23 protein-coding genes are annotated in these 21,690 nt (G+C 69.5%); 17 read left to right on the top strand and 6 right to left on the bottom strand.

All coding sequences use genetic code 11. From position 1 onward, the window contains the following. Positions 1-62 precede the first annotated feature (62 nt). From HD841_RS09610 to HD841_RS09565, 11 genes are read left to right on the top strand one after another with little or no spacing between them, the layout of a single operon-like run. Positions 63-707 (top strand): XrtA/PEP-CTERM system exopolysaccharide export protein, encoded by a 645-nt coding sequence (locus HD841_RS09610; protein WP_179508627.1) that lies wholly within the window; start codon positions 63-65, stop codon positions 705-707. Positions 708-709: 2 nt separating this feature from the next. Further along, positions 710-832, top strand: a complete 123-nt coding sequence (locus HD841_RS20740; protein ID WP_257015391.1) for a hypothetical protein — start codon at positions 710-712, stop codon at positions 830-832. Beyond that, the gene (locus tag HD841_RS09605) at positions 829-2,340 is read left to right on the top strand and encodes an XrtA system polysaccharide chain length determinant (RefSeq protein ID WP_179508626.1); all 1,512 of its coding nucleotides are present in this window, start codon (positions 829-831) and stop codon (positions 2,338-2,340) included. Before HD841_RS20740 ends, HD841_RS09605 begins: the two co-directional genes overlap by 4 nt. Further along, complete coding sequence (locus HD841_RS09600) at positions 2,337-3,377, top strand: AAA family ATPase (protein ID WP_373562981.1); 1,041 nt, start codon at positions 2,337-2,339, stop codon at positions 3,375-3,377. The genes HD841_RS09605 and HD841_RS09600 overlap by 4 nt, the downstream gene beginning before the upstream one ends. Then, the gene (locus HD841_RS09595) at positions 3,374-4,978 is read left to right on the top strand and encodes a hypothetical protein (RefSeq protein ID WP_373562980.1); all 1,605 of its coding nucleotides are present in this window, start codon (positions 3,374-3,376) and stop codon (positions 4,976-4,978) included. Before HD841_RS09600 ends, HD841_RS09595 begins: the two co-directional genes overlap by 4 nt. A gap of 12 nt (positions 4,979-4,990) precedes the next feature. Beyond that, positions 4,991-6,166 (top strand): ExeA family protein, encoded by a 1,176-nt coding sequence (locus HD841_RS09590; protein ID WP_179508625.1) that lies wholly within the window; start codon positions 4,991-4,993, stop codon positions 6,164-6,166. Next, positions 6,156-7,010, top strand: coding sequence for an XrtA system polysaccharide deacetylase (locus HD841_RS09585; RefSeq protein WP_179508624.1), 855 nt, complete (start codon positions 6,156-6,158; stop codon positions 7,008-7,010). Before HD841_RS09590 ends, HD841_RS09585 begins: the two co-directional genes overlap by 11 nt. After that, positions 7,007-8,032, top strand: coding sequence for a FemAB family XrtA/PEP-CTERM system-associated protein (locus HD841_RS09580; RefSeq protein ID WP_373562979.1), 1,026 nt, complete (start codon positions 7,007-7,009; stop codon positions 8,030-8,032). Before HD841_RS09585 ends, HD841_RS09580 begins: the two co-directional genes overlap by 4 nt. After that, positions 8,032-9,315 carry a glycosyltransferase gene (locus HD841_RS20735; RefSeq protein ID WP_257015438.1) on the top strand — a complete coding sequence of 428 codons (1,284 nt, stop codon included), beginning with the start codon at positions 8,032-8,034 and terminating at the stop codon, positions 9,313-9,315. The genes HD841_RS09580 and HD841_RS20735 overlap by 1 nt, the downstream gene beginning before the upstream one ends. After that, positions 9,312-10,802: an exosortase A gene (gene xrtA / locus HD841_RS09570; RefSeq protein ID WP_179508622.1), complete on the top strand. Its 1,491-nt coding sequence runs from the start codon at positions 9,312-9,314 to the stop codon at positions 10,800-10,802. The genes HD841_RS20735 and xrtA overlap by 4 nt, the downstream gene beginning before the upstream one ends. After that, a complete protein-coding gene (locus HD841_RS09565; protein WP_179508621.1) occupies positions 10,802-12,688 on the top strand; it encodes an XrtA/PEP-CTERM system amidotransferase in 1,887 nt (628 codons plus the stop codon). The genes xrtA and HD841_RS09565 overlap by 1 nt, the downstream gene beginning before the upstream one ends. A 36-nt stretch (positions 12,689-12,724) precedes the next feature. Here HD841_RS09565 and HD841_RS09560 read toward each other — a convergent pair whose 3' ends face one another. The 5 genes from HD841_RS09560 to HD841_RS09540 all read right to left on the bottom strand — a co-directional run bounded on the left by HD841_RS09560 (position 12,725) and on the right by HD841_RS09540 (position 16,453). Continuing rightward, positions 12,725-12,910, bottom strand: a complete 186-nt coding sequence (locus tag HD841_RS09560; protein WP_179508620.1) for a hypothetical protein — start codon at positions 12,908-12,910, stop codon at positions 12,725-12,727. Beyond that, positions 12,910-13,335, bottom strand: a complete 426-nt coding sequence (locus HD841_RS09555; RefSeq protein ID WP_179508619.1) for an MAPEG family protein — start codon at positions 13,333-13,335, stop codon at positions 12,910-12,912. The genes HD841_RS09560 and HD841_RS09555 overlap by 1 nt, the downstream gene beginning before the upstream one ends. Positions 13,336-13,339: 4 nt before the next feature. Then, positions 13,340-13,909, bottom strand: a complete 570-nt coding sequence (locus HD841_RS09550) for an NMCC_0638 family (lipo)protein (protein ID WP_179508618.1) — start codon at positions 13,907-13,909, stop codon at positions 13,340-13,342. A 109-nt stretch (positions 13,910-14,018) separates the two neighbouring features. Then, on the bottom strand, positions 14,019-15,101 hold the full coding sequence (locus HD841_RS09545; RefSeq protein ID WP_179508617.1) for a 1,9-bis(guanidino)-5-aza-nonane synthase: 1,083 nt from the start codon (positions 15,099-15,101) through the stop codon (positions 14,019-14,021). Positions 15,102-15,214: 113 nt separating this feature from the next. Then, entirely contained in the window at positions 15,215-16,453 is a 1,239-nt protein-coding gene (locus HD841_RS09540; RefSeq protein WP_179508616.1) for a type III PLP-dependent enzyme, read from the bottom strand. Between the two features lie 140 nt (positions 16,454-16,593). Here HD841_RS09540 and HD841_RS09535 point away from each other — a divergent pair, with 140 nt between their 5' ends. The 3 genes from HD841_RS09535 to HD841_RS09525 all read left to right on the top strand — a co-directional run bounded on the left by HD841_RS09535 (position 16,594) and on the right by HD841_RS09525 (position 18,359). Then, a complete protein-coding gene (locus HD841_RS09535; RefSeq protein ID WP_179508615.1) occupies positions 16,594-17,553 on the top strand; it encodes a threonine ammonia-lyase in 960 nt (319 codons plus the stop codon). 82 nt (positions 17,554-17,635) lie between these two features. Beyond that, positions 17,636-17,815, top strand: a complete 180-nt coding sequence (locus tag HD841_RS09530) for a hypothetical protein (RefSeq protein ID WP_179508614.1) — start codon at positions 17,636-17,638, stop codon at positions 17,813-17,815. Positions 17,816-17,966: 151 nt separating this feature from the next. Next, entirely contained in the window at positions 17,967-18,359 is a 393-nt protein-coding gene (locus tag HD841_RS09525) for a hypothetical protein (RefSeq protein ID WP_179508613.1), read from the top strand. A gap of 61 nt (positions 18,360-18,420) precedes the next feature. On the opposite strand, the gene HD841_RS09520 is transcribed toward HD841_RS09525, so the two are convergent. Continuing rightward, positions 18,421-19,077, bottom strand: coding sequence for an alpha/beta hydrolase (locus HD841_RS09520; RefSeq protein ID WP_037536697.1), 657 nt, complete (start codon positions 19,075-19,077; stop codon positions 18,421-18,423). 89 nt (positions 19,078-19,166) lie between these two features. Here HD841_RS09520 and HD841_RS09515 point away from each other — a divergent pair, with 89 nt between their 5' ends. Genes HD841_RS09515 through HD841_RS09505 form a run of 3 tightly spaced genes read left to right on the top strand, consistent with a single transcriptional unit; the run spans position 19,167 to position 21,612 of the window. After that, entirely contained in the window at positions 19,167-20,225 is a 1,059-nt protein-coding gene (locus tag HD841_RS09515; protein WP_179508856.1) for a cysteine desulfurase family protein, read from the top strand. After that, positions 20,222-21,310: a cysteine desulfurase family protein gene (locus HD841_RS09510; RefSeq protein ID WP_179508855.1), complete on the top strand. Its 1,089-nt coding sequence runs from the start codon at positions 20,222-20,224 to the stop codon at positions 21,308-21,310. Before HD841_RS09515 ends, HD841_RS09510 begins: the two co-directional genes overlap by 4 nt. Beyond that, positions 21,307-21,612, top strand: a complete 306-nt coding sequence (locus HD841_RS09505; RefSeq protein WP_179508612.1) for a 2Fe-2S iron-sulfur cluster-binding protein — start codon at positions 21,307-21,309, stop codon at positions 21,610-21,612. The genes HD841_RS09510 and HD841_RS09505 overlap by 4 nt, the downstream gene beginning before the upstream one ends. Positions 21,613-21,690 lie beyond the last annotated feature (78 nt).

Genomic DNA, 21,690 nt, shown 5'->3' with positions numbered 1-21,690 from the left:
ATGGCGTGCCGCACGCGCCCGCCTTGCGATGCGACCGTGCGTCTGGGGGTCAGGAGAAGATTATGCGTTCCGGTGTTCCCGTCCGTGTCCTGCTCGCCGTCGGTGCCGCGGCGTCGGTGCTTGGCGGCTGCGCGAGCAGCGCCAGCGGACCGGCGCTGCCGCCCGCGACCTATGTCGCGAGCAAGGAGCAGCCCGGCGAGGAATATGTCATCGGGCCGCTCGACCAGCTCAACGTCTTCGTGTGGCGCAATCCGGAACTGTCGGCGAAGGTGCAGGTGCGCCCCGACGGCCGCATCACCACGCCGCTGATCAACGACATGCCCGCGGTCGGCAAGACCCCATCGGTGCTTGCCGCCGACATGAAGCAGGCGCTGGGCCAATATGTGAAGGACCCGATCGTCTCGGTGATCGTCGAGAATTTCTCGGGTACGTACAGCCAGCAGGTGCGGATCATCGGCGCGACCGAAAAGCCCGCCTCGATCCCCTATCGCGCCAACATGACGCTGCTCGACGCGATGATCGCGGTCGGCGGGCTCAACCAATTTGCCGCGGGCAACAAGGCCAAGCTGGTCCGGCACGACCGCAAGGCCGGGGCGCAGCAGGAGTATAAGCTGGCGATCGCCGATCTGCTGAAGAAGGGCGATTCGCGCGCCAACGTCAGTCTGCAACCGGGCGATGTGATCATCATCCCCGAGTCGATGTTCTGAGCATGGCCGGGTCTGTCCTGCTTGCCTTCGGCCGCAGACCGGCGGAGGCCGCGCGGCTCGCCGTGCTGCGCCGCGGACGGTGCGGCGTGGCGGCGTTCGCGTTCGACCGGGCCATCGCGCGATGAACGGCCTGTACGACGAGGCGCGGCTGGCGCTGCATGCGATCTGGACGCGGCGCTGGCTGGCGCTGGCGGTGGCGTGGGGCGTGTGCGTCGCCGGCTGGTTCGTCGTGAGCCAGATGCCGAGCCGCTACGAATCGCGCGCGCGCGTCTTCGTGCAGATGCAGTCGATCCTGCCCGCCTCGATGGATGCGCCGGCGCAGACGCAGCAGAAGGACGTCGACACGATCCGCCAGACGCTGATCAGCGCGGTCAATCTGGAGAAGGTGGTGCGCGGCACCGATCTGGCGCAGACGGTGTCGAGCGATCGCGACGTCGCCGATCGCGTCGCCGGCCTCGCCAATGCGATCAAGGTCGACAGCCAGCAGGACAATCTGTTCCAGATCACGACGACCGCCGCGAGCCCGAAGCTGGCGCGGGCGATCACCCAGAAGCTGATCGACATCTTCGTCGAGCAGAATCTGGGCCGCGACCGCAACCAGACGACGCAGAGCCTGGACTTCCTCAACAAGCAGCTCGACCAGTTGCAGAAGCAGCTTGCCGATGCCGACGCCAAGCGCGCGGACTTCCAGACGCGCTACCTCGGCGCGCTGCCCGGCACCGGATCGGTGAGCGACCGGATCGGCGCATCGCGCAGCCAGATGGCGCAGGTCGACAGCGACCTCGCCGCGGCGCAGTCGAGCCTCGCCGCGGTACAGGGCCAGATGGCGGGCACGCCGGCGACGATCCCCGGCGCGAACGGCGCATCGGCGGGGCCGGCGCGTGCCGCGCTCAACGCGATCCAGGGCCAGCTCGCCGATGCGCGCGCGCGTGGCTACACCGATCAGCATCCCGACGTGGTGGCGCTCAAGCGGCAGCTTGCGGCGGCGCAGGCGACCGCGCGCGGCGAGCCGATGGGCGGCGGCAGCGCCGGCACGCCCAATCCGCTGTACCTCTCGCTCCAGTCGATGGTGGCGGACAAGCAGTCGGCGGTGGCGGCGCTCCGGATGCGCAAGGCGCAGTTGCAGGGCGATCTCGAACAGCTCAACGCCAAATTGTCGGGCGATCCCGAAGTAGCGGCGGAGCAGGGCCAGATCGATCGCGACTATCAGGTGCTCAAGGACCAATATGACCAGCTGCTGACCCAGCGGCAGCAGATCGCGCTGCGCGGCCAGGCGCAGACGCAGACCGACACCGTCAAATTCTCGGTCATCGACCCGCCGACGATGCCGCGCGCGCCGACCGCGCCCAACCGGATGCTGCTGCTCACCGGCGTGCTGATCGCCGGGCTGGCGGCGGGCATCGGCGCCGCCTTCGCGCTCGGCCAGCTGCGCGCGACCTTCGCGACCGGGCCGCGGCTGGAGAAGGCGACGGGCATGCCGGTGATCGGGTCGATCGGTGAGGTGGTGACCCGCGTCCAGTCTGAACACCGCGCCAAACGGCTCAAGCTGTTCCTGGGCGGCACCGCCGGGCTGGTCGCGGCCTATGTGCTGCTGCTCGGCGTCGAAGTGCTGCAACGGGGGATGGCGGCATGAGCGGGCTGCGACAGGACGACGGGATGACGCAGGCACCGGATCAGGGCGAATCGCTGCTGGAGCGCGCCGCGCGCGTCTATGATTTCGGCTCGCACCTGCGCCGGCGGACGCCGCTGCCGGACCTGGCGGCGCCCGAGGCGGTGGCACCGCCGCCGCCGCCGGTCGATACGTGGGACGCGGCCGATCCGGCCGCCGATCCGACCTTCCTCGCCATCCCCGCGGAATTGCGTGCACCGGTCGGGCAGGAGCTGCCCGCAGCCTTCTACGACACGCCCGAGCTGACCGATATCGCCGGGATCGACCGCGGCATGCTCGCCGAGGCGGGGATGATCGTGCCGGGCGCGCCGGTCGGGCCACTCGCCGAGGAATTCCGGCTGATCAAGCGGCAATTGCTGATCACTCGCGAACGCATCGCACGCGCCGGACGCGGCGCCGCGGAGGCGCGCGACAAGGCGCGCACCGCGCTGATCTGTTCGGCGCGGCCGGGCGACGGCAAGACCTTCTGCGCGGTCAACCTGGCGCTGTCGATGGCGGCGGAGCGGGATACCGAGGTGCTGCTGGTCGATGCCGATTTCGCCAAGCCAGACGTGCTCGCGCAGCTCGGCCTTGCCGAACAGCCGGGGCTGCTCGACGCGCTTGCCGACAGCCGGATCGATGTCGAGAGCCTGGTGATCCGTACCGACGTCGGCGGCCTGTCGATCCTGCCCGCCGGGACCAAGACCGCGACCGATACCGAATTGCTCGCCTCGGCGCGGACGCGCGACGTGCTGGCGCGGCTGCTGGAAGCCAATCCACGCCGCATCATCCTGTTCGATTCGCCGCCCGCGCTGGCGGCGTCGCCCGCGGCGGTGCTGGCGATGCTGGTCGGGCAGGTGGTGCTGGTGGTGCGGGCCGATCGCACGCCCGAAAGCGAACTGCGCGAGGCGGTGCAGCGGCTCGACGGCTGCGACGAGATCGCGCTGGTGCTCAACGCGGTGTCGTTCGTGCCCGGCGGGCACCGCTACGGCACTTATTACGGGCAGGAGCCCGGCAAGTGATACGGACGCTGTCGGTCGGACTGGCGGCGGGTGCGCTGGTCGCGGCCGGCGGCGCGGCGGCGCAGAGCCGGCAGTTGAGAGCGGTGCCCTATATCGAGCTGGGGCAGGTGCTCGATGCCGACCTCAATTCCGGCGACGTGCTGACCTATTCGACGATCGCGGCGGGGATCGACGTGGCGGCGAGCAGCGCGCGCCTCACCGGGCAATTGTCCTATCGCTACGAGCGGCGCATCGCCTGGGACGACCGGGTCGGCGACGACGCCATTCACACCGGCCTCGCCCGCGTCTCGGCGCAGGTCGCGCGCGGGCTGACGCTGGAGGGGGGCGGCATCGCGACGCGCAGCCGGTCCGACATCCGCGGCGCGGCGCCCGGCGTGCTGGTCGGCAACGTCGACAATATCAGCCAGGTCTATGCGGTGTACGGCGGCCCCCGCTATGCGACGCAGGCCGGGCCGGTGGCGATCGCGGCGAGCTATCAGGCGGGCTATACCAAGGTCGAGACGCCGAGCTTCACCGGCCTGGCGGCCGGGCAGCCGCGGCTGGATTATTACGACGATTCGTTCGGTCAGGCGGTGGGCGCCAGTGCCAGCGTCCGGCCGGGGCAGGTGCTGCCGGTCGGCCTGACCGCGAGTGGCGGCTGGGAACGTGAGGATGCCGGGCAGCTCGACGGCCGCTACCAGAGCTGGCGGGTGCGCGGCGACGTGCTGGCGCCGGTCTCGCCCTATGTCGCCCTGACTGCGGGGATCGGCTACGAGCGGGTCGAGACGAGCAGCCGCGCCGCGCTCCGCGACGCCGCGGGCGGCCCGCTGGTCGACCGCGACGGGCGGTTCGTCACCGATCCGGCGGCGCCGCGCCAGATCGCCTATCGCACCGATGGCGTCTATTACGACGCCGGCGTGGTGTGGCGCCCGAACCGGCGGCTGTCGGCGGAGGCGCGGGTCGGCGAGCGTTACGGTTCGCTGAGCTATACCGGATTGCTCACCTATCAGGCGTCGGAGCAGGTCGGCTTTGCCGCCGACGTCTATGACAGCGTCACCACCTTCGGCCGGCAGTTGCGTACCGGGCTTGCCAACCTGCCGACCAGCTTTCTGTCGGCGCGCGACGCCTTCACCCAGCAATATAACGGCTGCATCTTCTCGACGAGCGGATCGACGCCGGGCGGCTGCCTCAACGACGTGTTCCAGTCGATCTCGACCGCGAGCTATCGCGCGCGCGGGCTCGATGCGGTGCTGTCGATCACGCGCGGGCGGTCCACCTTCGGCGGCGGGGTCGGCTATGCCAGTCGCAAGCTGTTCGACCGGGAGGCGGTGCCGGGCGTGACGCTGTACGGGGTCGAGGACCAGAGCGCCTATGGCCAGCTGTTCTTCAACCGGACGCTGACCGCGCTGTCGACGTTCAATGCCAATCTGTTCGTCAATTACTATGAATCGGGCATCGCGCGGACCGCGGGCCTCTGGTCCTATGGCGGTACGGCGAGCTATGGTCGCAGTTTCGGACGGATCACCACCACGGCGAGCGCGGGCGTTTACGCCTTCGATACCGGCGACGTGGATACCGCTTGGTCGGCGCAGGCACTGCTTGCCGCGCGCTACTCGTTCTAAGGGCATCGGCATATGTACGACGCGCATTTCGGATTATCGGGGCGGCCGTTCCAGCTGACGCCCGACGCGCGCTTCTGGTATGAGACGGCGACGCATCGCAAGGCAATGGCCTATCTCGGCTATGGCCTGGCGCAGGGCGAGGGTTTCGTCGTCGTCACCGGCGATATCGGCGCGGGCAAGACGACGCTGGTTGGCCACCTGACCGCGCAGGTCGATCCCGCGGCGCTCAACGTCATCACCATCGTCTCGACCGCGATCCCCGCCGACGACCTGCTGCGCATTGTCGCGACCGGGCTGGGCGTCGATCCGCAGGGGCTGGCCAAGGCGCAGCTGCTGACCGCGATCGAACGCGGCCTGCACGCGGTGGCGCGGTCGGGGCGGCGGACGCTGCTGATCGTCGACGAGGCGCAGGCGCTGCCGATCGACTCGCTCGAAGAATTGCGCATGCTGTCCAACTTCCAGGCCGGCGGCCATGCGCTGTTGCAGATCCTGCTGCTCGGCCAGCCCGAATTCCGCGAGCGGCTGCACGGCTCGGACCGGCTGGAGCAATTGCGCCAGCGGGTGATCGCCATCCATCACCTCGACCCGATGGAGGCGCATGAGGTCGCCGACTATATCGCGCACCGGCTGTCGGTGGTCGGCTGGCAGGGGCGGCCCGACTTCGCCGCGGATGCCTTTGCGGCGCTGTACGAAGGATCGGGCGGCGTGCCGCGGCGGCTCAACCAGCTGGCCGGGCGGGTGATGCTGCACGCCGCGGTCGAGGGGCTGGGGATCATCGACGGTCCCGTCGTGCGCCAGGTGCTCGGCGACCTCAACGGCGATCTGCCGATGCAGGCCAACGAACCGGCGGCGATCGCGCCGGAGCCGGTCGCGGTCGAGGCGGATAGCTCGGTGCGACGCTTCGTGCCGCGCGCCGCTCCCACGGCCCCCGCCGCGCCGGAACCCGATGCGGAGCACAGGGCGCAACCCCTGCCGGCTGCGGTCGAGGCGCGCATCGCCGCGCTGGAGGCACGGGTCAATCAGCAGGAGGGCGCGCTGCGGCGGGTGCTGACGCTGCTGGTCGACTGGGTCGAGGCGGATCGTCAGGAGGCGGCGGTCGCCTCGGCGGCGATGGCGGCGGGCGCGGCCGAAATCCGCGAGGATCATGTGCCGATCCGTCCTCCGGCGGCGTGGGACCATGCCGCGTAGCGCGGTGCGCAACGGCCTGTCGGTCGACGTCGAGGAATGGTTTCAGGTCGGCGCGTTCGAACGCGTCATCGCCAAGGACGACTGGGACACGATCGCAAGCCGCGTCGAGGCGAATACCGGCGCGGTGCTCGACCTGTTCGCGGAAAGCGGTGTCCACGCGACCTTCTTCACGCTCGGCTGGGTCGCGGCGCGCCATCCGCGGCTGATCCGGCGGATCGTGGATGCGGGCCATGAGATCGCCAGCCACGGCTGGGACCATCAGCGCGTGTTCACCATGGATGCGGCGGCGTTCCGCGCCGATCTGGCGCGGGCGCGGATCGCGCTGGAGGATGCCGGCGGCCAGCGGGTGACCGGCTATCGCGCGCCGAGCTTTTCGATCGACACGCGCAACCTGTGGGCGTTCAACGAGCTGGCGGAGGCAGGCTATGCCTATTCGTCGAGCGTCGCGCCGGTGGCGCACGACCATTATGGCTGGCGCGATGCGCCGCGCTATGCGTTCCGGCCGCTGACCGACGCGCCGCTGGTCGAACTGCCGGTGACGGTGGCGAAGGTCGGCGGCCGGCATCTGGCGACGGGCGGTGGTTTCTTCCGGCTGCTGCCGGCGGCGCTGACCGACCTTGCGGTGCGGCAGGTCAACGCCGACGGACATGCCGGCATCTTCTATTTCCACCCGTGGGAGGTCGACCCGGCACAGCCGCGGGTGCGGCAGGCGCCGCTGCGATCCAAGGTGCGGCATTATGCGCGGCTTGGGGCGATGGCGGGCAAGCTGCGCGGGCTGATCGCGCGGCACGACTGGGGGCGGGTGGATACGGTGGTGGCGCGCGAGGCGGCGCTGCTGTCGTGACGCCGCTGGCGGTGCGCGAGGTCGACCTGTGCGATAGGCGCGAGAGCGCGGCGATCGACGACGTCGTGCGCCGGACCGCGGGCGCGACGCCCTTTCACCTCACCGCGTGGAGCCGGGCGGTCGAGCGCGGCTGCGGACAGCGCGCGCGCTATCTGGTCGCCGAGCGTGGCGGCGCGATCGTCGGCATGCTGCCGCTGACCGCGATGCGTTCGCCGCTGTTCGGCAAGGCGCTGGTGTCGACCGGCTTCGGCGTCGATGGCGGCGTGCTCGGCGAGGGCGTCGAGGCGCTCGGTGCGGCGGCCTGGGCGCTGGCGCAGCGGATCGGCTGTCCCGGCGTCGAGCTGCGCGGCGGCCCGGCACCGGCGGGATGGGAGACGGACGACACCGCCTATCTGGGCTTCGCGCGCGATCTGGCGGCCGACGACGATGCCGAACTGCTCGCGGTGCCGCGCAAGCAGCGTGCCGAGGTGCGGCGGGCGCTCGGCTTCGACCTGACCGTGGAGACGGGCGGGGCGGCGCTGCTGCGCGATCATTACCGCGTCTATGCCGAATCGGTGCGCAACCTCGGCACGCCGGTGTTTCCGGCGCGGCTGTTCCGCTGCGTGGCGGAGACGATGGATGCCGACGTGCTGACCGTGCGGCATGAGGGGCGGGCGGTGGCGAGCGTGCTGAGCCTGTATTTCCAGGGCACCGTCTTTCCCTATTGGGGCGGCGGGACGGCGGCGGCGCGCGGGCTGCGCGCCAACGACCGGATGTATTTCGCGCTGATGGGCCATGCCCGCGCGCGGGGCTGTACCCGGTTCGACTTCGGTCGGTCGAAGACGGGGACGGGGGCGGCGGCGTTCAAGAAGAATTGGGGCTTTGCCGGCGTGCCGCGGCTCTACGCCACGCGCAGCGAGGGGCCGAGCCGCGCGGTCAATCCGCTCAACCCCAAATATGCGCTGATGGTGCGGACGTGGCAGCGGCTGCCGCTGCCGGTCGCCAATGCGCTGGGGCCATGGATTTCGCGCGGTCTGGGGTGATGGAGCTGCTGTTCCTCGCTCATCGCGCGCCCTTTCCGCCCGATCGCGGCGACAAGATCCGCAGCTATCACGTGCTACGCCGCCTGATGACGCGGGCGCGGGTGCATCTGGTGGCGTTCGGGGAGGGCGAGGCGGACTGCGATGTGCCGCCCGAGCTGGCCGAGGGGCTGGCGAGCGTGTCGATCGTGCGGCGGCGCAAGCCGCAGGCGCTGGCGGCGGCCGAGGCGCTGGCGCGTGGCCTGCCGGTGTCGCTGACCGCCTTCGCGTCGGCCGGGATGCGGCGGGCGGTGGCGGCGGTGAAGGCCGATGCGGTCTACTGTTTCTCGGGGCAGATGGCGCAATATCTGCCGGCGGACGTGCCGGCGGTGATGGATTTCGTCGATGTGGATTCGGCCAAGTTCGCCGGCTTCGCCGAGGCGGGATCGGTGCCGATGCGGTGGATGATGCGCCGCGAGGCGCGGCTGCTCGGCGCGTTCGAGCGGCGGGTGGCGGCGCGCGTCTCGGCGAGCCTGTTCGTCAGCGCGGCGGAGGCGGCGCTGTTCCGTGGGGGCGGAGCGACCGGGCGGATCGTCGCGGTGGACAACGGCATCGATGCCGCGGCGTTCGATCCGGCTGCGGTGGCCTACAGCGTCACGCCGGACTCGTTCCGGGGTCCACCCGTCCACGGGGGAACGGCCGCAGATCATGGGCCGCTCTCCTCGCCGCGCAGTGGACCCCGGAACGAGTCCGGGGTGACGGGAGGATTGGGGGGCGGGGCCGGGCCTTACCGGCCGCTGATCGTTTTTACCGGGCAGATGGATTACCGCCCCAACATCGAGGCCGTCAGCTGGTTCGCCCGCGACATCCTGCCGGCCTTGCGCGCGCGCTATCCCGGCCTGCGGTTCGCGATCGTCGGGCGCGCTCCGACGGCGGCGGTGCAGGCGCTGGTCTCCGACGCCGTGATCGTCACCGGCGCGGTCGACGACGTGCGGCCGTGGCTCGCGGCGGCAGACGTGTGCGTCGCGCCGCTGCGGCTGGCGCGCGGCATCCAGAACAAGGTGCTCGAGGCGATGGCGATGGCGCGGCCGGTGGTCGCCTCGGTCGCGGCGGCGGAGGGGATCGATCATGGCGGCACGCTGCGTGTCGCCGACGATGCCGCGGCGCACGTCGCGGCGATTGCGGCGCTGCTCGACGATCCCCGCGCGGCGGCGGCGCTCGGTGCTGCGGCGCGGGCGCGGGTGATCGCGCGCTACGATTGGGCGGCGCGGCTGGCGCCGCTCGACGCGCTGCTGGGGCTGGCATGACCGCCGCACAGTGGCGACGGCACGCCATCGGGCTGGCGATTGCGGCGGCGGCGATCCTGCTGCTGTTCCGCGACGATGTCGTGCGGCTGGTCTCGATCTGGTGGACGAGCACGACCTTCGGCCATTGCCTCTTCATTCCGCCGGTGATCGGCTGGCTGGTCTGGCAGCGGCGGCGCGAACTGGCGGTGCTGATGCCGGTGGCGTGGTGGCCGGGGCTGGCGCTGGTCGCGCTCGGCGGCATCGGCTGGCTGATGGGCGACGCGGGGTCGGTCAGCTTCGCGCGGCAATTGGGGCTGATCGTCATGCTGCAGGGCGCGGTGGTGACGTTGCTCGGGCCGCAGGTGGCGCGCGGGCTCGCCTTTCCGCTGGGCTATGCGCTGTTCCTCGTCCCGTTCGGCGAGGAACTGGAGCCGGCGTTGCAGGCAGTGACGGTGCGGATGGTGATGCCGCTGCTGCATCTGTTCGGCGTGCCGGCAAGTTCGAACGGCGTGCTGATCCATGCCGGCCGATACTGGTTCGAGGTGGCGGAGGCGTGTTCGGGCGCCAAGTTCGTCATCGCCATGCTGGCCTTCGGCGTGCTGGTCGCCAACGTCTGTTTCGTGTCGTGGCGGCGGCGTGCGTGGTTCCTGCTGGCGGCGCTGGTCGTGCCGGTGCTCGCCAACGGCGTGCGGGCGTTCGGCACGATCTATGCCGCGCATCTCACCAGCGTCGAGGCGGCGACGGGCGTCGACCATATCGTCTACGGCTGGCTGTTCTTCGGACTGGTGATGGCGGCGGTGCTCGCGATCGGCTGGCGTTGGTTCGATCGACCGCCCGATGCGCCGGCGTTCGATCCCGTCGCGCTGCCGCCGGTGCGCGGCGGGCGCGTCGGCCTGCCGCTCGCGGTGCTGCTGACCGTGGCGATGGCCGGCGTGTGGCCGGCGTGGAGCGCAGCGATCGCGCATCGCGCGACGCCGCTGCCGGGCCATATCGACCTGCCGCAGGTGGCGGGCTGGACGCGCGCGCCGCTCAGCCCGCGGGCACCGTGGCAGCCTTATTATCCCGGCGCGGACCACAGCCTGTTCGGGCGCTATGCGGCGGGCGGGGCGGAGGTCGACCTCGCCATCGCGGTCTTCGGCGCGCAGGGCGAGGGGCACAAGATCGGTGCGTTCGGCACCGGCGCGCTGCGCGAGGAGGACCGCTGGCTGCGCGTCGCCGACGACGCGCCGATCGCCGGCGGCAAGGCGATGCGGATCACCGCCGCCGGGCCGGTGGAGCGTGTCGTCGCGACATGGTACGTCGTCGGCGACACGGTAACATCGGACGAACGCGTGGTGAAGATCGAGACGATGAAGGCGAAGCTGCTCGGCGGCCCGCAGCGCGCGGTGGCGATCCATCTGTCGGCGGAGGTCGTGCCCGGCCGCGATGCGCGCGCCGACATCGCCGCCTTCGCGGCGGCGCTGGGGTCGATCGAGCGGCTCGGCAACGCTGCGGCCGGCCTGCGCTGATGTGCGGCATCGCGGGGATTTTCCATCCGGGCACGCCCAAGCCGGTCGACCCGTCGCGGATCGCGGCGATGATCGCGGCGCAGGCGCATCGCGGTCCCGACGGCGAGGGGATCTGGACCGCACCCGGCGTGGGGCTTGGCCATCGCCGGCTGTCAATCATCGATCTGGAGGGATCGCCCCAGCCGATGCAGGCGGGCGCGCTGACCGTCACCTATAACGGCGAGATCTACAATTTCGCCGCGCTGCGCGACGAGCTGGAGCGCAAGGGCGCGCGCTTCGTCACCGGCGGCGATACCGAGGTGCTGCTGCACGGCTGGCGGGCGTGGGGGCCGGCGCTCCTCGACCGGCTCAACGGCATGTTCGCCTTCGCGCTGCACGATGCCGATACCGGCAGTCTGTTCCTGGCGCGCGATCGCATGGGGGTGAAGCCGCTCCATTACGTCGAACTGTCCGACGGCAGCCTCGCCTTCGCGTCCGAGCTGAAGGGGCTGCTGGCGCATCCGCTGCTGCGCCGGGCGCCGGACGTGACCGCGGTCGAGGACTTCCTGGCGTTCGGCTATGTCCCCGACGATGCCTGCCTCGTCGCCGGGGTGCGCAAGCTGCCCGCCGGCCATTTCCTGCTCGTGCAGCGCTGGCAGGGGGTACCGCGGCCGCGGCGCTGGTGGAGCCTCAGCTTCGCCGATCGCGCGAGCGGCTCGGCCAAGGCGCTGGGCGAGGAGCTGCTGGCGAAGATGCGCGACGGGGTGCGCAGCCGGATGGTCGCCGACGTACCGCTCGGCGCCTTCCTGTCGGGCGGGGTCGACAGTTCGGCGGTGGTCGCGCTGATGGCCGAGGCGAGCAAGGCGGCGGTCAAGACCTGCACGATCGGCTTCGACGAGGCGGGGCATGACGAGCGCGCGCATGCCGCGGCGGTGGCGCGGCGGTTCGCCACCGACCATCACGTACAGGTGGTGCGACCCGACGACGTCACGCTGATCGATACGCTGGTCCATCATTTCGACGAGCCGTTCGCCGATGCCAGCGCGCTGGCCACCTATCAGGTCGCCGCGCTGGCACGCAAAAGCGTGACGGTGGCGCTGTCGGGCGACGGCGCCGACGAGATGCTGGCGGGCTATCGCCGCTACAGGTTCCAGGCGGCGGAGGAGCGGGTGCGCGCGCTGTTGCCCGACCGCTGGCGCCGCGCCGCGTTCGGTACGCTCGGCCGCTATTATCCCAAGGCCGACTGGGCGCCGCGGCCGCTGCGCGCCAAGGCGACGCTGCTGGCGCTCGGCGCGGATGGCGACGAGGCCTATGCCCGCGCCGTCGGAGTGACCGCGCCGGAGTTGCGCGCGCGGTTGCTGAGCAGCGAGGCGCGGCGGGTGCTCGGCGGCCACCGTGCCGAGGACCGGTACGTGGCGGCGATGCGCGCGGCGCCGGCGCGCGATGCGATCGATCGCGCGCAATATGCCGACATGATGATCTGGCTGCCGGGCGACATCCTGACCAAGGTCGACCGGACCAGCATGGCGGTCGGGCTGGAGGCACGCGAGCCGCTGCTCGACCATCGGCTGGTTGAGTTCAGCGCGACGCTGCCGCTCGGCATGCGGCTGCATCGCGGCGAGGGCAAATGGCTGATGAAGCGCAGCCTCGAACGCTATCTGCCGCGCGATATCCTCTACCGGCCCAAGATGGGCTTCGTGACGCCGGTCAGCGCGTGGTTCCGCGGCGCGCTGGCGGCCGAGGCGGAGGGGCTGGCCCGGTCGCGGACGCTGGTCGAGAGCGGCTGGCTCGACATGGCGCAGGTCGCCAAGCTCGCCGACGCGCATCGCAGCGGCCGCGCCGACCATGGCCGGACCTTGTGGCAGTTGCTGATGCTGGAGCGGAGCGCCAAGCGCCTGTTCGGCTAGGCCCGGCGCTGGCGGGTCGGGGCGGGCCGGGGGCGGCTAGCGCAATTTGGCGATCGACAGATTGTCCGCCTTGGCGCGCTCCTTGGTCGATTCTTCGCTGCGCTTGAGCGCCTTGGCGATCGCCTTGAGCGCCATGCCCTTCTTGGCGAGCAGGTGGAGTTTCTGGATCTCGTCCTGCGTCCACGGCTGGCGGTGGCGCTCGAATAGCTCTCCCTTCGCCATCAGAGCACCGCCAGAGCGGCGTGGAGCGTGAGCGCGGCAAGCGCGATGCTGGAAGCGATGAAGAGCATGAAGCGGGGCCCTACCTTGTTCGTGGTCGCCTGTACCAGCGAATGTATCACGCGCAGAGCGACATAGGTCCAGGCGATCACGACATTGGGCCCGTCGCCGGTGCCGGTCAGCGCGATGACGGCGCAGATCGCGTAGAACAGCGTCGGCTGTTCCATCAGATGATTGTAATTGTGCGCTTTCCACTGAACGTGCGGGGGCAGGCCGCGATCGGCGTCGGACGCCTTGGTGCCGACGAGCGTGCGAAGGTCGATACCGGCCGCCTTCATCGCCGGGAGGCGGGTGACAATCATCCACACCTGCATGACCAGCGTCCAGGCGACGAGCGCCACCATCGGACGGAGGATGTCGCTGTGCATGAGGTCAGTTGCTCGTCGTGATTTGGTGAACGAAGCGAAGCGGCGTGGCGGTCGTTCCCGCGGCAAGCTTGTCGACATCGGTGACCTGTTGATCGATCACCATCAGCAGTTCGCCGCCGCCCGCCGGGAGTGGGCGATGCTGGACCTGGGCGTGCATGTGAATGCCGCCGCGATCCGCGTCCTTTGCAGGCTGGCTCACGAAGCCGCGATGGGAGGCGACGAACGTCTCGACTACGGCATCATAGGGTGCAAGGTCGAGTTTGCCGGAGTTCGGGCGCGACGCACGGACCGAGCAGGCGTGGTACGGCGGTAGTTCGAGCAGGACGGTGAATGTCTGGTCGCCATCCGAGATGGTCCAGCCACGACCGGGATCGGCGCCGAGCGAAATCCTCAACTCGTCTGCCGCGAGCGGCGTGGCACCCTTGCGCGCCATGAGGGCATCCAATTCGGTATCGATCGGAAAGGTTTTCAGGCAGGCCTCTTCATAGAGTGCCGCCATATGTGCGACGTCAGTCGCGGCCAGAGCGGATCCGTCATGCGCCGGCAAGAGCAGCGCCGCCAGTAGCATCAGCATAGTTGACCCCCTTCTTTAAGGGAGTGTGGCGCGCGATATGCCGGGCGTACAGCGGATAATGTACGACGCCCTCTACAAAAGGGGCGGAGTTTCCTCCGCCCCTCGTCGCTTACTTGTCGAAGATCGCGCCCCAGCGGTGGACGGGGCGGTCCTTCCACAGGCCGCGGTGGTAGGCGTCCGAGGCGAGCAGCGGCATCACCGAACCCGCTTCGGCGAAGACCATCTGCTCGATGCCGGTGTTGACCTTGCCCCAGCTCGCCGCTTCCTGCAGCGTCGAGGACGAGCAGGCGCCGTCACGCACGTCGGCAACGGTGATCTGCACGGCATACTTGTGGACCTGGACATCGTCGTGGCCGAGGATTTCGGCGCAGACGACGGTGTCCTGGATGAAGTTCTTCGGCACGCCGCCACCAATCATCAGCAGGCCGGTGGTGCCCGCCTGGATCTTGATCTCGGTCAGCTCGCGGAAGTCCGCCACCGCGTCGATCATCAGATACGGACGGCCTTCCTTCGCCGCATCGACCTGATGCTTGACGAGGCCGAAGCCCGCCGACGAATCGACGAACGCCGGGCAGAAGATCGGCACGTCATGCTCATAGGCGAGCTTGACGAGGCTGTTGTCCTTCTTGCCGTGCTCGACGAGATACTTGCCCATCTCGCGGATGAAGGCGCGGCTCGAATAGGCGCGGGGTTCTAGCGACTCGGCGATCTCGAAGATCGTGTGGTCGACGTTCTGGAGCGCTTCCTCGTCGATATAGGTGTCGTAGATGCGGTCGATGTAGAGCGAGCGCAGCGTGTCGTCGTCGGGGATCTCGAGCGCCTGATAGTGCTTGTGGCCGAGGCCCTCGAAGAAATCCATGTCGACGATGGTCGCGCCGGTCGCGACGATGCCGTCGACCATGTTGTTGCGCACCAGCTCGGCATACAGGTCCATGCAGCCGCCGGCCGAGGTCGACCCGGCGATGACGAGGAAGATCGAGCAATCCTTGTCGGCCAGCATCTGGTTGTAGATGTTGGTCGCGCGGCCGAGGTCGCGGCTGGTGAAGCTCATGTCGGCCATCGCGTCGACGATCGGGCGCGCGTCGAAGCTCTTGATGTCGATGTGCTTGACCTGCTTCGACAGCAGCTCGGCCTTGCGGTTGTCGTTGATCGGCGCGTTGGCGCCTGCGGTCTTGTTCAGCGTGTCGGTCATGGTTCGCCTTTGGCTATCCAGCCGTCGTCGTTCAACATTGGGGACGCGGAAACCCAGGGCCGCCCCTCCCGCCGAGGCGGGAGGAGGGAAGACAAGCAGGTAAAACGCTGAGGTTACAGCTTTACGACGTTGGTCGTGCGGACCTCTGCAATATCGTCATCGAGATAGACCGAGAGCATCGGTTCGTCGGTCGCCTGCACCGTGTTGCCCGTGCCGAAGCCGTTGAACGCGGTGCGCATCGCCTGGCCATAGGCCCCGAGCATGCCGATCTCGAAATAATCGCCGGCGACCGTGTCCGCGGGCAGCGGGAACGGACCCTGCATATAGTCCATGTCGTCGCAGGTCGGACCCCAGAAGGCGAAGTCCATGTCGCGCGCGTCCGAATCGGACTCGCGCAGCAGCTGCACCGGATATTTCCAGCCGATATGCGCCGCATCGAACAACGTGCCATAGGCGCCGTCGTTGATGTACAGCTCGGTCCCGCGGCGACGCTCGACGCGCACTACGACCGAGGCATATTCGGCGCTCAGCGCACGACCCGGCTCGGCCCACAATTCGGCCGAATAGCTGATCGGCAGGCTCTCGAACGCACGATGGATCGTCTCGAAGAAACGCTCCAGCGGCGGCGGGGTCATGCCCGGATAGGCCGAGGGGAAGCCACCACCGACGTCGATGACGTCCACGGTCACCGCCGCCTCGACGATCGCGGCGCGGGCGCGCTCCATCGCGTTGGTATAGGCGTCCGGCGACATCGTCTGGCTGCCGACGTGGAAGCAGATGCCCAACGCGTCCGCGACCTGACGGGTGGCGATCAGCAGGTCCTTGCTCTCGCCGGGACCGACGCCGAACTTCGAACCGAGGCTGAGCTTGGCATATTCGGACGAGACACGCAGCCGTACGCAGAGCGTAAGGTCGGTGGCGCCGTCGGTGGCGCGGACGATCTTCGCCAGCTCTTCCATGCTGTCGAGCGAGAACGTCTTCACGTCGTGGACGAAATACGCCTCGGCGATCGCCTCTTCCGACTTGACCGGGTGCATGAAGCAGCAGGTCGCGTCCGGAAGCGTCGCCTTGACCAGGCGCACTTCGGCGATCGAAGCCGTGTCGTAATGCGTGATGCCATTGTCCCAGAGAACCTTGAGCAGGTCCGGGCTGGGGTTCGCCTTCACGGCAAACATCGAGCGGCCCGGGAACTTCTCCACGAAGAAGCGGGCGGCGCGCGCAGCGGCGTGCGGACGAACGAGCGTGACCGGATCGACCGGTCGGCTCTTGGCGATGTCGATACCCGTGCGGCTGTTGGCGGAACGGGCGGTAGAGAGGGGCGCTAACCCCAGCGCGCTATGGTGCTTGGCCAATTCAAGGGACCTCCAATTGCCTTTCGGCATACGGTGACAAAAAGCTGCCTTGCGGTTGGAAGTCCCATGGGGCAGCGGAAGCGCGATCTATGGTCGTCCGACCCCCATGTAAAGTGGGTTAGCGCGTGAAAGGACGAAAAGTGACGTTTTTGCGACAACCGACGCGGGCCGGCGTCCGCGACGCGGCCGACAAGATCGCCAGAATCCTCCCGCCGACGCCGCTTTACCTGCGCGAAATCAACGGGGTGAAGGTCGCGTTCAAGGCGGAGTCGCTGCAACCCATCGGTGCATTCAAAATTCGCGGTGCCTGGCATCGGCTCACCGCATTGGATGACGATGCGCGTCGCCGTGGCGTCGTTGCCTTCTCTTCGGGGAATCACGCACAGGGCGTCGCCTGGGCCGCGCGGCGGCTGGGAATCGCCGCAACGATCGTGATGCCGGCGGATGCGCCGCCCGCCAAGCTCGCGGGAACGCTGGCGCTGGGCGCCGAGGTGGTCCGCTACGACCGCGCCAGCGAGAGCCGCGAGATCATCGCGGCCCGACTCGCGGAGGCGCGCGGCGCGACATTGGTGCCGAGCTTCGACGATCCGTGGATCATCGAAGGGCAGGGCAGCGCGGGACTCGAGGCGGCGGCGCAGATGGCGGCGCTGGGACTCGGCGTGCCCTCGCGAGTCGCGGTGCCCTGCGGTGGTGGCGGCCTGTCCGCGGGGATCGCGCTGGCGCTGAGGGATACGGCGGTGACGGTCGTCGAGCCGGAAGGCTGGGACGACATGCGTCGGTCGCTGGAAGAGTCGGCGATCGAGCCCGTCGGTGACAATCCGCCGCCGACCGCCTGCGACTCGTTGCAGACGCAGCGGGTGTCGCCGCTGACATTCGGCGTCTTGTCACAGCGCGGCGCCACCGGCGTCGCGGTCAGCGAGGCGGAGACGGCAGCGGCGCAGCGCTGGGCGGCGGAACAGCTGCGGCTGGTGATCGAGCCCGGCGGTGCAGTGGCGCTGGCGGCGGTGCTGGCGGGCAAGGTGGCGGCGGCGCGCGGGCTGCTGGTGATCCTGTCGGGCGGCAATGTCGATATCGACGCCTATGCGCGGGCGATCGGGTAAAGGTTGCTGCGTCTGCGGGTCGACGGGCGCGTAGGCTCGCGGCCGGCTCGACTTGTCGATCGCCGTACGTCAGGATCGTCGGATGAACGGTTTTCTCGGATCGATCGCCAGTGCCGCCCCGGCCATCGCCATGCTTGGCTGTTTCGCCTGCCTGATCGGCGGCGGGGCGCTGCTCGCCCGCGGCGGGGATCGCACGAAAGCGGTGCTGCTCCTGGTGATGGCGGCGGTGTTGCTGGGCAACGTCGTGATCTGGCAATTGTAAAAAGAGAAGCGAGCCTGTCCCGAAAGACCATGGCCGATGAACAACTGCGGCGCTTTTTGGAAACCGGTCCAAAGCCACGCTATATATCGTCTTGGTAACCCTCAGCGGTACGCATCCTGATCACACGGATGTCATCGAACAGTGAGGCGATATGGAACCGCAGCGCATGGAAGGCGGGCGCTTGTACGTCCCCGAACAGTTGAGCGAAATCCAAAATTTCCTGATTTGCACGATGGCGGCGGCACCACATTTCAACGAGGTGACGTTCTACGGCTATCATCGATCGATCGACAACCAGTCTGCAAGTATTCGACTCGGGCTAGCCGCCGTCGCGGATAAGGTCGGCGAAGAGCGCTACCGGACGGTTCTCGCTTATGCGGATGAAGCCAAATCACTGTTTTTAGCCGATCCCGACGACACGAATGGCAAGACGGCCGAGGGATGCGACAAGCTCATGGCGATCTATGACATCCTCGAAGAGGTGCGGGGCGAACGATATCACGCCGGCATCCTCGATTTCGAGGGTCTGCTGACCGGCGACTGATCGAGCCCAGTGACCGCCAGCGTGGCCGGGACCGCATCAGCGTGCGGTCCCGGCGGCGACGTCACCGGATCGGCGAGTTCGGGTCGAGGCGCATGTCGAGGTATTTGTCGACCGAGCGCATCAGTTCCGGCGTCTCGTTCTCGAAGAAATGGTTCGCCTTCGGGATCGTGTCGTGATGGATCGTGATGTGCTTTTGCGTGCGCAGCTTGTCGACGAGCTTCTGCGTCGCGCCGGGGGTGGCGACCTCGTCGGCTTCGCCCTGGATGATGATGCCCGACGACGGGCAGGGCGCGAGGAACGAGAAGTCGAACATGTTCGCCGGCGGTGCGATCGAGATGAAGCCGCGGATCTCCGGGCGGCGCATCAGCAGCTGCATGCCGATCCACGCGCCGAAGCTGACCCCGGCGATCCAGGTGGTCGATGCCTCCGGGTGGAAGCTCTGCACCCAGTCGAGCGCGCTCGCCGCGTCGGACAGTTCGCCGATGCCATTGTCGAACGTCCCCTGGCTCTTGCCGACGCCGCGGAAGTTGAAGCGCAGCGTGGCGAACCCGCGGCGCTGGAAGGTCTTATACAGCTCCTGGACGATGCGGCTGTTCATCGTGCCGCCGGCGGCGGGGTGCGAATGGAGGATCATCGCGACCGGAGCGCGCGGACGCGGGGCAGGAGCGAAACGGCCTTCGAGACGGCCCTCGGGGCCGGGAAAAATGACTTCGGGCATGGGTCTCGCCACGTAAGAAGGGGCGCGCTGTGCAGCGCAGATCGTTGCGCGCTATATAGGCGTCGGGCTCCGACACGCAATTGGAACGAATCCTGTCCCGTATCTATCTGGATCACGCCGCCACCACGCCGATGACCGCCGCCGCGCGCGAGGCGGTCGTGCACGGGCTGACGCATTGGGCGAACCCGTCGTCGCCGCATGGCGAAGGGCGGGCGGCGCGCGCCGCGCTCGAGGCGGCGCGGCGCGGCATCGCCGCCGCTTATGGCTGGCGCGGCGAAACGCTGCTGACCAGCGGCGCGAGCGAGTCGCTGGGCATCGCGCTCGGCCGCACGACGCTGCCGCGGCGGATCATCACCGCGGTCGAACATGATGCGGTGATGCGCGCTGGCGGCGACGCGGCGGTGGCACCGGTCGGCCCCGACGGGATCGTCGATCGCGATGCGCTTGCCGCCCTGCTGGCCGAGGGGCCCGCGCTGGTCTGCGTGCAGTGGGCGAACAGCGAGACGGGTGTGCGCCAGCCGCTCGACACGATCGCGGCGCTGGTGCGCGGCGCGGGCGGGCGGCTGCTGGTCGATGCGGCGCAGATGCCGGCGTCGACCGCGCTCGCCGAGGTCGCCGACCTCATCGCGCTGTCCGCGCACAAGCGGGGCGGGCCGCCGGGCATTGGAGCGCTGCTTGTGCGCGACCTCGGCCTGTTGCATCCGAGCGGCGGGCAGGAGCGTGGCTATCGACCGGGCACGGAGAATGTGCCGGGTGCGCTGGGCTATGCCTCCGCGCTCGCCGAGGCGGAGCCGGATCATGAGGCGCTCCGCGCGCGGCTCGACGATGCGATCATCCGGTCCGGTGGCGAGATCGTCGCCGCCGACAGCCCGCGCCATGCGGCGATCGGCGCGTACCGGCTGCGCGGCGTGGCGGCGGCGGCGCAGCTGATCCTGCTCGACAGCGCCGGCTTCGCGGTGTCGGCGGGTAGCGCCTGTTCGAGCGGCAGCATGAAGCCGAGCCACGTGCTCGGCGCGATGGGCTGGGACGCGGCCGCCGGGCGCGAGGTGATCCGGGTGAGTTTCGGCCGCACGACGACCGAGGCGGATGTGGACGCCTTCGTCGCGGCGTGGCGGCAGATGGCGCGCACGACGCGGCGCGCGGCATGATCTACCTCGATTATCAGGCGACGACGCCGCTCGCGCCCGAGGCGCTGGCGGCGATGCTGCCCTGGCTCGAAGCGCAACATGCCAATCCGCATTCGCCGCACCGCCCCGGCCGCGCGGCGAAGGCGGCGGTCGAGGTGGCGCGCGAACAGGTCGCGGCGCTCGGCCCTGCCGGCGGCACGTTGAGCTTCACCAGCGGCGCGACCGAGGCGCTCAACTGGGCGATCAAGGGCACGACCGGCGGCATCGTCACGCTGGCGAGCGAACATGCCGCGGTGCTCGATACGGTGGCGGCGGAGGCGGCGCGCGGCCGGGCGGTGACGGTGCTGCCGGTCGGGGCGGACGGGCTGGTCGATCGCGATCAGGCGGCGGCGGCGATCCGGCCGGGGGTCGGGCTGGTCGCGGCGATGCTGGTCAACAACGAGATCGGCGTGATCCAGCCGGTCGCGGAGCTTGCGGCACTGGCGCATGCGGCGGGCGCGCTGATGCTGTGCGATGCGGTGCAGGGCTTTGGCCGCGTGCCGGTGCCGGCGGCCTGCGATCTGATCGCGGTATCGGCGCACAAGCTGCACGGTCCCAAGGGGATCGGTGGTCTGTGGATCCGCGACGGCGTGACGCTGGCCCCGCTGATCCACGGCGGCGGGCAGGAGGCGGCGGGCCGCTCGGGCACGCTGTCGCCGGCGCTGTGCGCGGGCTTCGGTGCGGCGGCGCGGCTGATGGCGGAGCGACAGGAGGCGGATGCGGCGCATGTCGAGCGGCTGTGGGGCATCGCTACCGCGGCGCTCGCCGGCTGGGTGGTGAACGGCGCGGCCGACAACCGCTATCATGGCAACCTCAACGTCCGGGCGGACGGGCTCGACGTGGCGCGGTTGATGAGTGACTGCCGCGACATCGCCTTCTCCGCCGGTTCGGCCTGCGCGAGCGGATCGGGACGATCGAGCCATGTGCTGCGCGCGATCGGGCTGAGCGAGGCACAGGCGCGGTCGAGTATCCGGCTCGGCTTCGGTCGCTACAGCGGCGAGGATGAGATGCGGGCAGGGCTGGACGCGATCGTCGCGGCGGCGAACCGACAGGGGGTGAGGCTATGATTCGGGTGGTGTTCGTCGATCCGAACGGCCGTACGCGCGAGGCGGCAGGCGACGAGGGCGCACGGCTGCTCGATCTCGCGCAGGCGGACGGGCATCCGCTCGAAGGAACCTGCAACGGCGACATGGCCTGTGCGACCTGTCACGTCGTCATCGCGGCGGAGGATTTCGCCCGCCTGCCCGCGGCGCAGGAGGAAGAGGAGGATCTGCTCGACCTCGTGCCGGCGGCGTCGCGGACCAGCCGGCTCGCATGTCAGGTGCGACTGACCGCGGCGCTGGACGGATTGACGGTGCGGCTGCCCTGATCGGCTTTATCCGAGGATGCGGGGTGGCGGGGCAGCGATCCTGACATTTTGACAACCGCGGGTTCAGATCGCGTGCAT

It is taken from the genome of Sphingomonas melonis, assembly GCF_013409985.1.
In the GTDB taxonomy this organism is placed as follows: Bacteria; Pseudomonadota; Alphaproteobacteria; order Sphingomonadales; family Sphingomonadaceae; genus Sphingomonas; species Sphingomonas melonis_A.
This window is presented reverse-complemented; position numbering and strand designations above follow the sequence as displayed.